We start from the raw sequence: 12,959 nt of genomic DNA on the forward strand, positions 1-12,959 counted from the left end.
GACTCGCGGCATGCCGATCGACGCGTCCCTGATCGGGCGTGCCTTCCCGCCCACCTCGCCGGTTCCGGTCACGACGGAGGCCGTCACGGCCTTCGCCGAGGCCGTCGGCGGTGGCGCGACGGCCACCGTCCCGCCGACCTTCCCCATCGTGGTCACCTTCGCCGCACTCCAGGACTTCCTGGCCGCCGAGCAGATCGAGCTGTCGCGGATCGTCCACGGCGACCAGCGCTTCCGCTACCAGCGGCCGGTCGTCGTCGGTGACGAGCTCACCGCGACCCTCACCGTCACCGGCGTCCGCTCGATCGGCGGCAACGACATCATCGCCACGTCGAGCGAGATCACCGACGCGACCGGCGCCGTGGTCGCCACCGCCACCGCCACCCTCGTCCACCGCGGAGGTGCCGCATGACCGAGCTGACCCCGGGTGCCGCGCTCGAGCCGCTCACCTACGAGATCACCCGTGCCGACCTGGTCGCGTACGCCGGCGCGAGCGGCGACCACAACCCGATCCACCAGGACGAGGAGATCGCGCTCGCGGTCGGCCTGCCCGGCGTGATCGCCCACGGCATGTACACCCTCGCACTGGTCGGTCGCGCGATCGCGACCTGGACCGACGAGGCCGAGGTGGTCGAGCTCGGCGCGAAGTTCGTCGCGCCGGTCGTCGTACCCGCCGAGGGGGCGGCGCGGGTCACCGTCGCCGGCACCGTCGGCGAGCGCACCGAGGCCGGGCTGACCCTCGCCCTCGAGATCACCGCCGACGGCACCAAGGTGCTGGGCGCACCCAAGGTCCTGGTCCGTGCCTGATCCCGCTCTCGCGGACCTGACCACCCTCCGCCTCGGCGGACCTGCGCGTCGCTACGTCGCCGCGCCCGACGCAGACGCCCTCGTCGCCGCCGTCACCGCGGCCGACCGGGCGGGCGAACCGGTGCTCCTCGTGGGCGGCGGGAGCAACCTGGTCGTCGCCGACGACGGCTTCGCCGGGACCGTCGTGCACCTGACCGGTGGCGGCGTCCGGGTCGAGGACTCCGCCATCGGCGTGTCGGTGACCGTCGACGCAGGCGAGCCGTGGGACGCCTTCGTCGCGCGTGCCGTGGCCGAGGGCTGGGTCGGCGTCGAGGCGCTGTCCGGCATCCCCGGCACCACGGGTGCCACCCCGATCCAGAACGTCGGCGCCTACGGCCAGGAGGTCGCCCAGACCGTCACCTCGGTCACCGTCTGGGACCGGGTGCTCCGCGGCTCACGGATCTTCACCGGCGACGAGTGCCGGTTCGCCTACCGCCACTCGCGGTTCAAGGCCGACCCCGGCCGGCACCTCGTGCTCGACGTGACCTTCGGCTTCGAGCGAGGTGAGCTGTCCGCCCCCGTGGCGTACGCCGAGCTCGCCCGCACCCTCGGCATCGAGGTGGGGGAGCGGGCCCCGCTGGGCGCCGTACGCGACGCCGTGCTGGGCCTGCGCCGCGGCAAGGGCATGGTCCTCGACGCCGCCGACCACGACACGTGGAGTGCCGGCTCGTTCTTCACCAATCCGTTCGTCGACCTCGACCGGGTGCCGGAGGGCGCGCCGTCGTACCTCCAGCCGGACGGGCGCGTGAAGACCAGCGCCGCGTGGCTGATCGAGCACGCCGGCTTCGGCAAGGGCTTCGGCCTCGACCGCGACGGCGCCCGGGTGTCGCTGTCGACCAAGCACACGCTGGCGCTCACCAACCGCGGTGGCGCCACCACCGCCGCGCTGCTCGACCTCGCGCGCGAGGTCCGCTCGGGGGTGCTCGACCGGTTCGGGATCGAGCTGGTCAACGAGCCGGTGCTCGTCGGCTGCGCGCTCTGACGCCGGTGGGTGATGTCTCGGGCGACAAAGTTGCCAAACCATCGTCGAAGCCGGGCATCTGGTCCTAGCGTGCGAGGACCAGGCGGTGCTCCCCCCGTGCCGTCGTTTTCTCGAGGAGCATCTCGGATGAAGACTCTCTCCGTCCGGCGCGCGGTCGTCGGACTCTCCCTCGGTGCGCTGGCCGGCGTCGGACTGGTCGGCGTACCGACTCCCGCTCATGCCGAGGTCGTCGACCCGATCGTGGGCAGCCAGACCTACGTCTTCGACGACAGTCACACGTGTGAGCGGACAAGCAACACCGGTGGCGACGACGTGGCGCTCTGGACCGACAACGGTGTGCCGGTCACCAAGTCCAACGCCAGCACCTCCACCTGGACCGGCGAGGAGGGCGACGTGGTCGAGGTCGCCACCTCGTCGACGACCACGATCACGGCGTCCCCGCTCGGAACGGGCCCGGCGTCCGTCACGGGCACCTCGACGGCGACCGCGTCCGTGACATCGGCGGCGGCCTCCACGAACTGCAATGTCGCCGCTCGGGTCTCCGGGATGGCGCGGGGCGTCTTCACCCTCACCAAGCCGGTCTGGGTCACCATCAACGTCAGCGGACAGGGCAACGGGACAGGGGTCGCCGTCATCATCGGTGGTGAGGACGAGGGCGGCATCTTCTGGGAGGGCGGCTCCGGGCTGTACGTGTCGACGGGCAAGCAGGGCACCGCCTCCTCCTCCACCCTGCTCTCCCCGGGCACGTACCAGTTGATGCTGGGCAGCTTCGTGTCGGGACGGGCACACGAGACGACCGAGTCCAACGCGACGTACACCGCCAACCTGTCGATCGACATGCAGCCCCTCGGTGCCGCCTCGGCGGTCCAGGGCAAGGGCGCCTCGAAGGTCCAGTTCGGTGAGCGTGACTGTGCCAGCGGCAACGTGGCGGTCAACCTGAGCAAGAAGACCGTGAAGAAGGCCGCGCGTGCCGTGGTCCGGGTCAACGGCGCCAAGGGCCAGGTCCTCACGGGCAAGAGCCTGAAGGGAAGGCACCCGAAGGCGCGGACGATCATGGTGCCGACGTCGGCGACGGGCGTGACCAAGGTGAAGGTCAAGATCATGCTCGAGAACGGCCGACGGATGCAGGCGACGAGGACGTACCTCCCCTGCAAGTGAGCGGGTGATTCGCCGGGCGACATCCGGCGTCTCAGCGGGCCTGGTCGAAACCGACCGGGCCCGCTTCCGTTGCCCGGGGTGTCGTCCCCCCAAGATCTCGAGGAGCACCCCATGAAGAACCAGCTCGTACGACGCGGCGCGATCGGCGTGGCCGCCGGCGCGCTCGCCCTCACCGGCATCGGCAGCCTGCCGACGCCCGCGCATGCCGCTGTCTCGTACGGACAGGTGGTGGCCGGCGTCAACCTCGAGAACGGGGGGACGGACTGCCAGATCACGGCCTACGCCGATCCGTCGTCCGTCGAGCTCGTCGACAACGGCGTCCCGGTGTCCCAGTCCTGGAGCGCGACCGCCACCGGCACCCACACCGGCAACCCGGCCGACGTGACCGCCATGTCCGCCTCCAGCCAGGTCAGCGCCTCGATGACACCGATCGGCGCCGGTCCGAGCACACTCAAGGCCAGCGTGACCGCGTCGGCAAGCACCAGCCCGACACTGGTGGACAGCGCCTGTTCCGGCGAGGCAGAGTCCTCGCCCCGGGTGCAGGCCGAGTTCGAGCTGCCCCAGCCGATGTGGGTGACCATCACCGGCAGCGGCAACGGCAACGGCCTCGCCCAGGCGGTGATCGGGGACTACGACGGCAGCGCCGCCGCGGTGGCCGTCGGCACGCGCGGGGCGGGTTCCGCCTCCATGCTGCTGCCGGCCGGCCCGGCCGTCGTACGGGTGGAGGCACAGGCCCGGGTCGATGCCGACGGCGCGGTCAAGACCCGCAGCTACTCCGCCTCGTTCACCATCGAGCTGGAGCCTCTCGGCGCTGCCTCGGCGGTCTCCGGCAACAGCAAGGGCCTCGTGCAGCTCGGCGGCCGGGACTGCGCCACGGGCAACATCGCCGTCGACCTGACCACGAAGGCGAAGAAGAAGGCCAAGCAGGTCCTGATCAAGGTCAACGGCACCAACGTCGCCAAGCTCAAGGGCAAGAAGCTGAAGCCCCGCACGCTCGTCGTCCCGGCCGCGCGCGGAGCCGTCGCCGAGGTGAGCATCGAGGTCAAGCTCAAGAACGGCAAGAAGGCGACCGTCACCCGGTCGTACCTCGCCTGCTCCTGACCGCTGGCGGACGACGGGCCCGGCCGGATCGGTCGGGCCCGTCGCCGTACGTCGCTCGTCCGGGAATCCTGCAGATCCGAGGAGTGCGGCGAAGGTAAAGAAACCGGGAAGCCCAGGCCGCGTCGTCCCGGACTCACTAGCGTCCCCGGAAGACTCCCAGGCGGCTCCGGACAGTGGTGTCGTCGAACCTTCTCGAGGAGCAAGTGATGAAGCAATCCCTTCTGCGCCGCGGCGCAGCGGTCCTGGCGATGGGCGCGATGGCAACCGCGGGCCTCGCCAGCGTGGCCGCGCCCGCGCAGGCCGACTCAAACTACGGATATGTGATCGGCACCATCAAGGACAACGCCGGTCGGGCGCTGCCCGGTGCCGAGGTCGAGATCAACTTCTGCCAGACGAGCGGTGGCGACGGCATCCTCGACGGCAACGGCTGTGACGTGACCCAGTACATCGACAACGAGTGGACTGACCGCAACGGTCGCTATGTCGCCTCCATCTACAAGAACTCCCTGCTCAGGTATCCGAGCGTCGCGAAGCCGGGTCACTACATCGCGATCGCCAGCCAGGACCGCTACACCACGTCGGCGGGCGTCACGATCGCCCCGGTCGTCGGGACCAACGCGGCCGGGCCGGCCTTCACCCTGGTGCCGGACGCAGCCGTGGTGCCGCCGCCGGCGGGTTCCTACAACTTCACCGGTGTCGTGACCACCAGCGCCGGCGCGCCCGCCTCTGGCGGATGGGCCGAGGCCTACGACGCCGCCACCAACGAGTACCTCGACGGCGACACGGTCTTCCCCGACGGCCGTTACTTCCTGAGCGTCCCTCCGGGCAAGGCCGTGAAGCTCGACTTCGGGCGCACGGGCAGCACCAACGTCTGGTTCGGCGGGAACCAGGCCCGCTCGACCGGCACCACCCTCATCGCCCCGGCACCAGAGGCTCACGCCACCGCCAACGCCGTGCTGAGCCCCGGGGGCACCATCACCGGCACGGTGAGGCTCCCGGCCGCCGGCGGCACCTGGCGTGCCTGGGTGACGGTCTTCGACGTGAACGGTGCCGAATACAGCGGAACCGGCACCGACGCCACGGGGAACTTCAGCATCGACCTCGACCCCGGCGTCTACTACCTCCGGGGCAGCGGTTCGCGGTTCAGCGAGAAGCCGGCGCCGGAGGCCGAATGCCCGGCCTGCGTCGACACCTTCGACAGCCGTGACTTCGTCGGCGGCTACTACTACAAGGGCAAGAAGAAGAGCAAGAAGGGCGTCGCGACCTCGCTGTTCACCGCCACGCCCATCACCGTCTCGGCCAACGGCACCGTGTCGGTGGGCGTGCTCAACCTGACCAACGCCCTCGCCAGTCTCGAGAAGCCGACCGTCACCTCCAAGAAGGGGCTGCGCAAGGGCGCCAAGCTGAAGCTCGACCCCGGCGTCTGGAACGACCAGGCACGGGCTGTCTTCACCGTCACCTGGAAGGTCGGCAAGACGACGGTGGGTACCGGCCTCTCGCTCAAGCTGACCAAGAAGATCTGGAAGAAGGTCGCGAAGAAGCCGAAGAAGTTCACCGTCACGGTCGTCGCTTCGGACAAGTACGGCGACTACGTCGATGGCGCGGCCAAGGTGAAGGTCGTCAAGGCCCTCGCCAAGAACAAGGGCTGAGCGCTCTCGGCATCCCCTGACTGCGGGCCCGGCCGTCCGGCCGGGCCCGCGGTGCGTCAGGGCTGGGCGAGCCAGGCGTCGATGCCGGCGAGCCCGGCGTCGACGACGTCCTTCGGCGCCCGGCTGGCGCGGAAGGACATCCGCGCGAGCTCGGCGAGCTGCTCGTCGCTGAGCTCGTGGGCGGCGCGCATGGTGGCGTACTGGCCGGCGAGGCGGGAGCCGAACAGCAGCGGGTCGTCGGCGCCGAGGGCGACGGTGGCGCCGGCCTCCATCAGGGTCGGCAGCGGGACCGAGGTGAGGTCGCTGTAGACGCCGAGCGCGACGTTGGAGACCGGGCAGACCTCGAGGGCCACACCGGCGTCGACGATCCGGGCCAGCAGGGCCGGGTCCTCGGCCGCGCGTACGCCGTGCCCGAGGCGCCCCGCGTGCAGGTCGTCGAGGCACACCCGGATGTGCTCGGGCCCGCGCAGCTCGCCGCCGTGGGGCGCGAGGAGCAGGCCCGCACGCTCGGCGATGGCGAAGGCGCCCGCGAAGTCGGAGGTCCGGCCGCGCCGCTCGTCGTTGGAGAGTCCGAAGCCGACGACCCCGCGGTCGACGTACTGGCTCGCCAGGCGAGCCAGGGTGCGCGCGTCGAGCGGGTGCCGCGTCCGGTTGGCCGCGATGACCACCGCGATCCCGAGCCCGGTGCGCGCCGACGCGTCGCGCACGGCGTCGAGCACGAGGTCGGTGAAGGCGGTGATGCCGCCGAAGCGGGCGGCGTACCCGCTCGGGTCGACCTGGATCTCCAGCCACCGCCCACCGTCGGCGACGTCGTCCTCGGCGGCCTCGAGCACCAGCCGGCGTACGTCGGCCTCGGTGCGCAGCACGGACCGCGCGACGTCGTAGAGCCGCTGGAAGCGGAACCAGCCCTTCTCGTCGGCCGCCGTCAGCTGCGGCGGCCACTCCTCGACCAGTGCGTCGGGCAGGTGGATCCGGTCGCGCTCGGCGAGCTCCAGGAGCGTCGCGTGGCGCATCGAGCCGGTGAAGTGCAGGTGGAGGTGCGCCTTGGGCAACGCCTTGAGATCCCGCACGCGCACATCCTAGGAGGACGGCCCTGCGGCGCCGCCCACGAGGAGGACTTGAACGTGTTCAAAAAGTCGCCTAAGATCCAGGCCGTCAGATTTTGAACATGTTCAAGAAAGGGGTCCGCCATGAGCTGGACCATCGCCGGCTACGTCGGCTACCTCGCCATCACCGTCCCGCTGACGATCTGGGTCGCGGCCACGCTCTCGCGCAACGGCCGGGTGTTCCTGGCCGACGTCTTCGGCGGCGACGACGCACTCGCCGACGCCGTCAACCGGCTGCTCGTCGTCGGCTTCTACCTGCTCAACCTCGGCTTCGTCTCGCTCTACCTGCGCAGCGGGGGATCGCACAGTGCCGAGGACGTGTTCAACGTGCTGAGCGTCAAGGTCGGCGTCGTGCTGCTGACGCTCGGCGTCCTGCACTTCTTCAACGTCTACGTGTTCAACCGCCTGCGCCGCCGGCACCGGCTCGACCAGATGCCGCCGATGCCCCCGATGCAGCAGTACGGCGTCCCGGCGTACCCGATGCCGCCGCGCTGAAGGTCTCTAGGGTGGGCACCGTGCCGGACTCCCCGCTCACGCCCAAGGCGGCCCAGACCCGCGCGACGATCCTCGCAACAGCGCTGCAGCTGTTCCGCGAGGACGGCTACGACCGCACCACGATGCGGGCCGTCGCGAAGGGCGCGGGGGTCTCCCTCGGCAGCGCGTACTACTACTTCGCGTCCAAGGAGCACCTCGTCCAGGCGTTCTACGACGAGCTGCTCGCCGAGCACGAGGCCGCCGTCGAGGCGGTGCTGGCGAAGGAGTCCGGCTTCGCCGGCCGGCTCCGGGGCAGCCTCGAGGCCTGGCTGGACATCGCCGAGCCACATCACGCCTTCGCGGCGCAGTTCTTCCGCAACGCAGCGGACCCGGCCAGCCCGCTGTCGCCGTTCAGTGCCGAGTCCGCGCCGGCCCGTGACGGCAGCATCGCGCTCATGCGCCGACTGCTCGCCGGCTCGGACGTGAAGGTGTCGCGGCGCCTCGAGGGGCGGCTGCCGGAGCTGCTCTGGCTGCTGCAGATGGGGGTCGTCCTGTTCTGGGTGTACGACGGCAGCCCGGGCCAGCAGCGCTCGCGGACCCTGGTGCGGGGCGTCGTACCCCTGGTCGACCGGCTGGTCCGGATGAGCCGGCTGCCCGTCCTGCGCGGCGTCGTCGACGACGTGCTCGGGCTGCTCGATGCGATCCAGGGGCCGGTCGGCCGTTAGGAACCGGTCCGTACTTTGGTCGCTACCCGGTGCATCTGTAGAGTGCTCTCCGGTGGATCTTTCCCCCATGCTCGGTCGCGCCCTTGATCGGGAGCGACCTGGGTGGAGAGAAGCCGCGGAGGGCACTAGCTCAACTGGCAGAGCATCGGTCTCCAAAACCGAAGGTTGGGGGTTCAAGTCCCTCGTGCCCTGCAAGACGTGACGACCAGCCGGCCGGACGGTCGGCTGCTGACAAGGAGAAGGTGAGCAGCGTGGCGGATGCTCCGGCAGTCCGTGGAGGCCGCAAGGACTCCTCGGGTGGCAAGCAGTCCGAGAACCGCACCGGGCCGGTGACCTTCTACCGCCAGGTCGTCGCCGAGCTCCGCAAGGTCGTCTGGCCGACCCGGGAGCAGCTCGGTACCTACTTCGTCGTCGTCATCGCCTTCGTCCTCGTGATGATCGCCCTCGTGTCGGTCCTCGACCTCGTGCTCGGCAAGCTCGCGTTCGCGGTCTTCACCGGCGCCGACGACATCTGAGAGCTGGCGCGCACCCGCGTCGGCTGACCTGTTTTTCTTCAACTGATGGAGCAGCACGTGTCCGAGCAGTACGACCCGGCCCAGGCTGACGAGGCGCTCGCCGAGGCGGCCCACGACGTCGCCGACGTCGAGGAGGCGGAGGACACCGCCCTCGAGGAGGCCTTCGAGGCCGACCTGGACGACGAGTTCGACGAGGACGTCGAGGTCGACGAGACCGTCGACGTCGAGGGTGCCGACGAGATCGCCGCCGTCGAGGACGACGCTGACGAGGACTCCGACGACGAGGACGAGCCCGCCGAGGCTGCTGACGAGGACCCGCTCGAGGCGTTCCGCCGCGAGCTGTGGGCCAAGCCCGGCGACTGGTTCGTGGTGCACACCTACTCCGGCATGGAGAACCGGGTGAAGCAGAACCTCGAGAACCGGATCCACTCCCTCAACATGGAGGACTACATCCACGAGATCGTGGTCCCCACCGAGGAGGTCGCCGAGATCAAGAACGGCCAGCGCAAGATGGTCAAGCGCACCGTTCTCCCCGGCTACGTCCTGGTCCGGATGGACCTCACCGACGAGTCCTGGGCCGCCGTGCGGCACACCCCGTCGGTCACCGGCTTCGTCGGCCACAGCCACCAGCCGGTGCCGCTGAGCATGGACGAGGTCGAGAAGATGCTCGCGCCGGCCGTCGTCACCGCGGCTGCCGCCGAGGCCGAGGCCGCTGCGGCCAGCACCCCGGGTTCTGCCGTCACCCCGGCCAAGAAGCCGATCGAGGTCGCCGACTTCGACGTCAACGACTCCGTCCTCATCGTCGACGGCGCGTTCGCCACGCTGCACGCGACGATCACCGAGATCAACGCCGAGTCCCAGAGGGTCAAGGCGCTCGTCGAGATCTTCGGCCGCGAGACCCCGGTCGAGCTGTCGTTCTCCCAGATCCAGCGGGTCTGAATTTCGCTTCTCCGGGCTCCGGCGCGGAGAATGTCAAGGTTGCCCGGCCCACGGTCGGCGACGCAGGTGGCAGAGACGTACGACGTACGCCTCGTCATGACCACGAGAAGAAAGAGATAGTGGAATGCCTCCCAAGAAGAAGATCGCCGCACTGGTCAAGGTGCAGCTGCAGGCCGGCTCGGCCACCCCGGCTCCGCCGGTCGGTACCGCGCTCGGTCCGCACGGCGTCAACATCATGGACTTCTGCAAGGCGTACAACGCCCAGACCGAGTCCATGCGCGGCAACGTCATCCCCGTCGAGATCACCATCTACGAGGACCGGTCCTTCGAGTTCATCACGAAGACCCCGCCGGCCGCGGAGCTGATCAAGAAGGCCGCCGGCCTCAAGAAGGGTTCGGGCGTCCCGCACAAGGAGAAGGTCGGCAAGCTGACCAAGGACCAGGTGCGCGAGATCGCCACGACGAAGCTCCCCGACCTCAACGCCAACGACATCGACGCCGCCATGAAGATCGTGGAGGGCACTGCCCGCTCCATGGGCGTCACCATCGACGGCTGAAAAACCGTGGAAGGGCCGCGCTGGCCCGCTGACCACACCTCCTCTTCTAACTAAGGAATCACCATGCAGCGCAGCAAGACCTACCGCGCGGCTGCGGAGACGTTCGACAAGAACGAGCTCTACGCGCCGCTGGCCGCGATCAAGATCGCCAAGGCCGCCAGCAAGAAGAAGTTCGACGAGACCGTCGACGTCGTCATGCGCCTGGGTGTCGACCCGCGCAAGGCCGACCAGATGGTCCGCGGCACCGTCAACCTCCCGCACGGCACCGGCAAGACCGCTCGCGTCCTCGTGTTCGCGAACGGTGACAAGGCCGACGCCGCCCGCGAGGCCGGCGCCGACTTCGTCGGCAGCGACGACCTGATCGACAAGGTCGCCGGCGGCTGGACCGACTTCGACGCCGTGGTCGCCACCCCGGACCTGATGGGCAAGGTCGGCCGCCTCGGCCGCGTGCTCGGTCCCCGTGGCCTCATGCCGAACCCGAAGGTCGGCACCGTGACGCCGGACCCGGCCAAGGCCGTGACCGACATCAAGGGCGGCAAGATCGAGTTCCGCGTCGACCGCCACGCCAACCTCCACTTCATCGTGGGCAAGGCCTCCTTCTCCGAGCAGCAGCTCGCCGAGAACTACGCCGCCGCCCTCGAGGAGGTGCTGCGGCTCAAGCCGTCCAGCTCCAAGGGCCGCTACCTGAAGAAGGTCACCGTCTCCACGACCATGGGCCCCGGCGTCCAGGTCGACCCCAACCGCGTCAAGAACGTCGCGGTCGAGGACGAGGCCTGATCCAGGCACCAGTCAGTACGACGCCCGCCGCTCCCCTCGGGGACGGCGGGCGTCGCGCTTTTCCGGCGTCCTCCTAGGGTGGCCGGCGTGAAGCGCCTTCTCGGGTCCCTGCTGGTCCTCGTTGCCCTCTCCGGGTGCTCGGGGGAGGCCGCGCCCGGGGTGACGGCGCAGTCGGGAGAGCCCGACGGCACCACCGCACCCGCCGGTCTCGACGAGGTGTCCCCGGGGTTTGACGAGAGCCCGGACGGCGAGCCGCCGGTGCCCGACGACGAGCTCGACGACGTTGCCCTCACGGCCCTGCTGCGCACCCGGGCCACGTCGTCCGGCGCGGACCACTGCACCGCAGACCAGGTCGCGGTCACGCTCGAGGGCTACGACCAGGCGGCGGGGCATCGCTACAGCCGGGTGGTGGTCCGCAACGCCGGCGACGAGGCGTGCGTGGTCGAGGGCGTGCCCGGGGTGGGTGCCCGGGGCGCCTGGGGCACGACCTTCGTCAACGAGGTCGGCCCGGGCACCTCCGGTGCGCCGGCCGGCCCGGTTCGACTGGCGCCGGGGGAGCGGGCGACCAGCGACCTCGAGTGGACCGGCGACCTCGCCGGCGCCGAGTCCGAGCACGTGTCGCTGCTCGTGCTCCAGTTCGCCCGGGGTCAGGTGCCCGTCGCCGTACCGGCCCGGATCGGCGTCGAGACCCTGGACATCGGCCAGTTCACGACGATCCGGCTGGCGCCGTTCGTGCGCACTTCTTGACCGGTTCCTGCGCTTCCTGCCCGTTGCAAAGGGCAGGAAGCGCAGGAACCGCCGCTGAAGAGGCGATTCCCGCGCCGCCCGCCGGAGTCATGCCGACGAGCTCACCCGCGGGTCAGTGACTCCAGCGCGGCCAGCTCGACGCAGACAGCCACCCCGGCCATCGCGGCCTGGACCTCGTCGAGGACCGGGAAGGTCGGCGCGAGGCGGATGTTGCGGTCGCGCGGGTCGTTGCCGTGCGGGAACGCCGAGCCGGCGGGCGTCAGCGCGATGCCGGCCTCCTTGGCGAGCTGGACCACGCGCGAGGCCGTACCGTCGAGGACGTCGAGGTTCACGAAGTAGCCGCCCGTCGGCACGGTCCACTCGGCGATGCCGAGGCCGGCCAGCCGCGAGGACAGCGCGTCCTCGACGGCTGCGAACTTCGGCGCGATCAGGTCGCGGTGCTTGCGCATGTGTGCACGTACGCCGTCGGCGTCGCCGAACAGCTCGACGTGGCGCAGGTGGTTGACCTTGTCGGGGCCGATGGCGGCGAAGCCGAGCCGCGCGAGGTACCACGCCTTGTTCTCCGGGGAGGCCGCGAGTGCGGCCACGCCGGCGCCGGCGAAGGTGATCTTGGAGGTCGAGGCGAACATGATCGGCCGGTTCGGGTGTCCCGAGGCGGCTGCCAGGCCGAGAGCGTCCGCGCTCTTGGTCTCGGCGTCGGTGAGGTGGTGCACGGCGTACGCGTTGTCCCACAGGATCCGGAAGTCCGGCGCCGCGGTCGGCATCGCCATCAGCTCGGCGGCGACCTCGGCGGAGCACACCGATCCCGTCGGGTTGGCGTACGTCGGCACGATCCACATGCCCTTGACGGCCGGGTCGTCGACGAGCGCGCGGACCGCCGCCACGTCGGGGCCGTCGGCGTTCATGGGGACGGACACCATCTCGATGCCGAGCTCGGCCAGCATCGTGAAGTGGCGGTCGTAGCCGGGCACCGGGCAGATGAACTTCACGACCGGCTCCTGCGACCACGGTCGCGGCGAGTCGGGGCCGCCCTTGAGCAGCAGCGCGGTGAGCACCTGGTGCATCATCGTGAGGCTGGAGTTCCCGCCGCACACGACGCTCGCGACGTCGACAGCGAGCAGGTCGGCGAAGATCTCACGCATCTCGAGCAGGCCCTCGAGGCCGCCGTAGTTGCGCACGTCCGTGCCGGACCGGTCGCGGTAGGACGACGGCAGGCCGAGCAGGTCGTTGGACAGGTCGAGCTGGTCGGCGCCGGGCTTGCCCCGGGTGAGGTCGAGCTGGAGCCCGCGGGCCTTCAGCTCGTCGTAGGCGGCGCGCACCGTCGTCAGGCGCGCGGCGAGGTCGTCGGCGGACAGGTCGGACAGCGGCGTCGCGGAGGTGGTCACGG

Annotated in this window: 15 protein-coding genes and 1 tRNA gene; 14 read left to right on the forward strand and 2 right to left on the reverse strand. The window is 70.4% G+C overall.

Features of this window, described 5'->3' with window-relative positions; all coding sequences use genetic code 11:
* Positions 1-10: 10 nt before the first annotated feature.
* From ACZYRU_RS25280 to ACZYRU_RS25305, 6 genes are all read left to right on the forward strand, one after another.
* Positions 11-409 (forward strand): FAS1-like dehydratase domain-containing protein, encoded by a 399-nt coding sequence (locus ACZYRU_RS25280; RefSeq protein ID WP_488959871.1) that lies wholly within the window; start codon positions 11-13, stop codon positions 407-409.
* Positions 406-804, forward strand: coding sequence for a MaoC/PaaZ C-terminal domain-containing protein (locus tag ACZYRU_RS25285; protein ID WP_488959872.1), 399 nt, complete (start codon positions 406-408; stop codon positions 802-804). The genes ACZYRU_RS25280 and ACZYRU_RS25285 overlap by 4 nt, the downstream gene beginning before the upstream one ends.
* On the forward strand, positions 797-1,825 hold the full coding sequence (locus ACZYRU_RS25290; protein WP_488959873.1) for a UDP-N-acetylmuramate dehydrogenase: 1,029 nt from the start codon (positions 797-799) through the stop codon (positions 1,823-1,825). Before ACZYRU_RS25285 ends, ACZYRU_RS25290 begins: the two co-directional genes overlap by 8 nt.
* 126 nt (positions 1,826-1,951) lie before the next feature.
* Positions 1,952-2,983, forward strand: a complete 1,032-nt coding sequence (locus ACZYRU_RS25295; protein ID WP_488959874.1) for a hypothetical protein — start codon at positions 1,952-1,954, stop codon at positions 2,981-2,983.
* Positions 2,984-3,094: 111 nt separating this feature from the next.
* Entirely contained in the window at positions 3,095-4,084 is a 990-nt protein-coding gene (locus ACZYRU_RS25300; RefSeq protein ID WP_488959875.1) for a hypothetical protein, read from the forward strand.
* 206 nt (positions 4,085-4,290) lie between these two features.
* Entirely contained in the window at positions 4,291-5,733 is a 1,443-nt protein-coding gene (locus ACZYRU_RS25305; protein WP_488959876.1) for a hypothetical protein, read from the forward strand.
* Positions 5,734-5,789: 56 nt separating this feature from the next.
* On the opposite strand, the gene ACZYRU_RS25310 is transcribed toward ACZYRU_RS25305, so the two are convergent.
* Complete coding sequence (locus ACZYRU_RS25310; protein WP_488959877.1) at positions 5,790-6,809, reverse strand: adenosine deaminase; 1,020 nt, start codon at positions 6,807-6,809, stop codon at positions 5,790-5,792.
* Between the two features lie 114 nt (positions 6,810-6,923).
* On the opposite strand from ACZYRU_RS25310, the gene ACZYRU_RS25315 reads away from it, so the two are divergent.
* The 8 genes from ACZYRU_RS25315 (at position 6,924) to ACZYRU_RS25350 (ending at position 11,572) form a co-directional block, all read left to right on the forward strand.
* Positions 6,924-7,334: a hypothetical protein gene (locus ACZYRU_RS25315; RefSeq protein WP_488959878.1), complete on the forward strand. Its 411-nt coding sequence runs from the start codon at positions 6,924-6,926 to the stop codon at positions 7,332-7,334.
* Positions 7,335-7,354: 20 nt separating this feature from the next.
* Entirely contained in the window at positions 7,355-8,038 is a 684-nt protein-coding gene (locus ACZYRU_RS25320) for a TetR family transcriptional regulator (RefSeq protein WP_488959879.1), read from the forward strand.
* Between the two features lie 119 nt (positions 8,039-8,157).
* A tRNA-Trp gene (locus ACZYRU_RS25325) sits at positions 8,158-8,230 on the forward strand.
* Between the two features lie 59 nt (positions 8,231-8,289).
* Positions 8,290-8,553, forward strand: coding sequence for a preprotein translocase subunit SecE (gene secE, locus ACZYRU_RS25330; protein WP_488959880.1), 264 nt, complete (start codon positions 8,290-8,292; stop codon positions 8,551-8,553).
* Between the two features lie 45 nt (positions 8,554-8,598).
* Complete coding sequence (nusG, locus tag ACZYRU_RS25335; protein WP_488959881.1) at positions 8,599-9,492, forward strand: transcription termination/antitermination protein NusG; 894 nt, start codon at positions 8,599-8,601, stop codon at positions 9,490-9,492.
* A 124-nt stretch (positions 9,493-9,616) separates the two neighbouring features.
* Positions 9,617-10,048: a 50S ribosomal protein L11 gene (gene rplK, locus ACZYRU_RS25340; RefSeq protein WP_488959882.1), complete on the forward strand. Its 432-nt coding sequence runs from the start codon at positions 9,617-9,619 to the stop codon at positions 10,046-10,048.
* A gap of 63 nt (positions 10,049-10,111) precedes the next feature.
* Positions 10,112-10,825: a 50S ribosomal protein L1 gene (gene rplA / locus ACZYRU_RS25345; RefSeq protein ID WP_488959883.1), complete on the forward strand. Its 714-nt coding sequence runs from the start codon at positions 10,112-10,114 to the stop codon at positions 10,823-10,825.
* An 87-nt stretch (positions 10,826-10,912) separates the two neighbouring features.
* Entirely contained in the window at positions 10,913-11,572 is a 660-nt protein-coding gene (locus ACZYRU_RS25350; RefSeq protein WP_488959884.1) for a DUF4232 domain-containing protein, read from the forward strand.
* A 101-nt stretch (positions 11,573-11,673) separates the two neighbouring features.
* Here the strand turns inward: ACZYRU_RS25350 and ACZYRU_RS25355 are convergent, their stop codons facing one another.
* Positions 11,674-12,957 carry an aspartate aminotransferase type Ic gene (locus tag ACZYRU_RS25355; protein WP_488959885.1) on the reverse strand — a complete coding sequence of 428 codons (1,284 nt, stop codon included), beginning with the start codon at positions 12,955-12,957 and terminating at the stop codon, positions 11,674-11,676.
* Positions 12,958-12,959 lie beyond the last annotated feature (2 nt).

The sequence above is a fragment of the Nocardioides sp. F233 genome (assembly GCF_057813895.1).

What these genes read in the sequence shown, in the direction of transcription:
- ACZYRU_RS25285 (WP_488959872.1), top strand. Translation starts at nt 406, where the DNA reads ATGACCGAGCTGACCCCGGGTGCCGCGCTCGAGCCGCTCACCTACGAG.
- ACZYRU_RS25295 (WP_488959874.1), top strand. Translation starts at nt 1,952, where the DNA reads ATGAAGACTCTCTCCGTCCGGCGCGCGGTCGTCGGACTCTCCCTCGGT.
- ACZYRU_RS25280 (WP_488959871.1), top strand. Translation starts at nt 11, where the DNA reads ATGCCGATCGACGCGTCCCTGATCGGGCGTGCCTTCCCGCCCACCTCG.
- rplA (WP_488959883.1), top strand. Translation starts at nt 10,112, where the DNA reads ATGCAGCGCAGCAAGACCTACCGCGCGGCTGCGGAGACGTTCGACAAG.
- ACZYRU_RS25300 (WP_488959875.1), top strand. Translation starts at nt 3,095, where the DNA reads ATGAAGAACCAGCTCGTACGACGCGGCGCGATCGGCGTGGCCGCCGGC.
- rplK (WP_488959882.1), top strand. Translation starts at nt 9,617, where the DNA reads ATGCCTCCCAAGAAGAAGATCGCCGCACTGGTCAAGGTGCAGCTGCAG.
- ACZYRU_RS25305 (WP_488959876.1), top strand. Translation starts at nt 4,291, where the DNA reads ATGAAGCAATCCCTTCTGCGCCGCGGCGCAGCGGTCCTGGCGATGGGC.
- ACZYRU_RS25315 (WP_488959878.1), top strand. Translation starts at nt 6,924, where the DNA reads ATGAGCTGGACCATCGCCGGCTACGTCGGCTACCTCGCCATCACCGTC.
- nusG (WP_488959881.1), top strand. Translation starts at nt 8,599, where the DNA reads ATGGAGCAGCACGTGTCCGAGCAGTACGACCCGGCCCAGGCTGACGAG.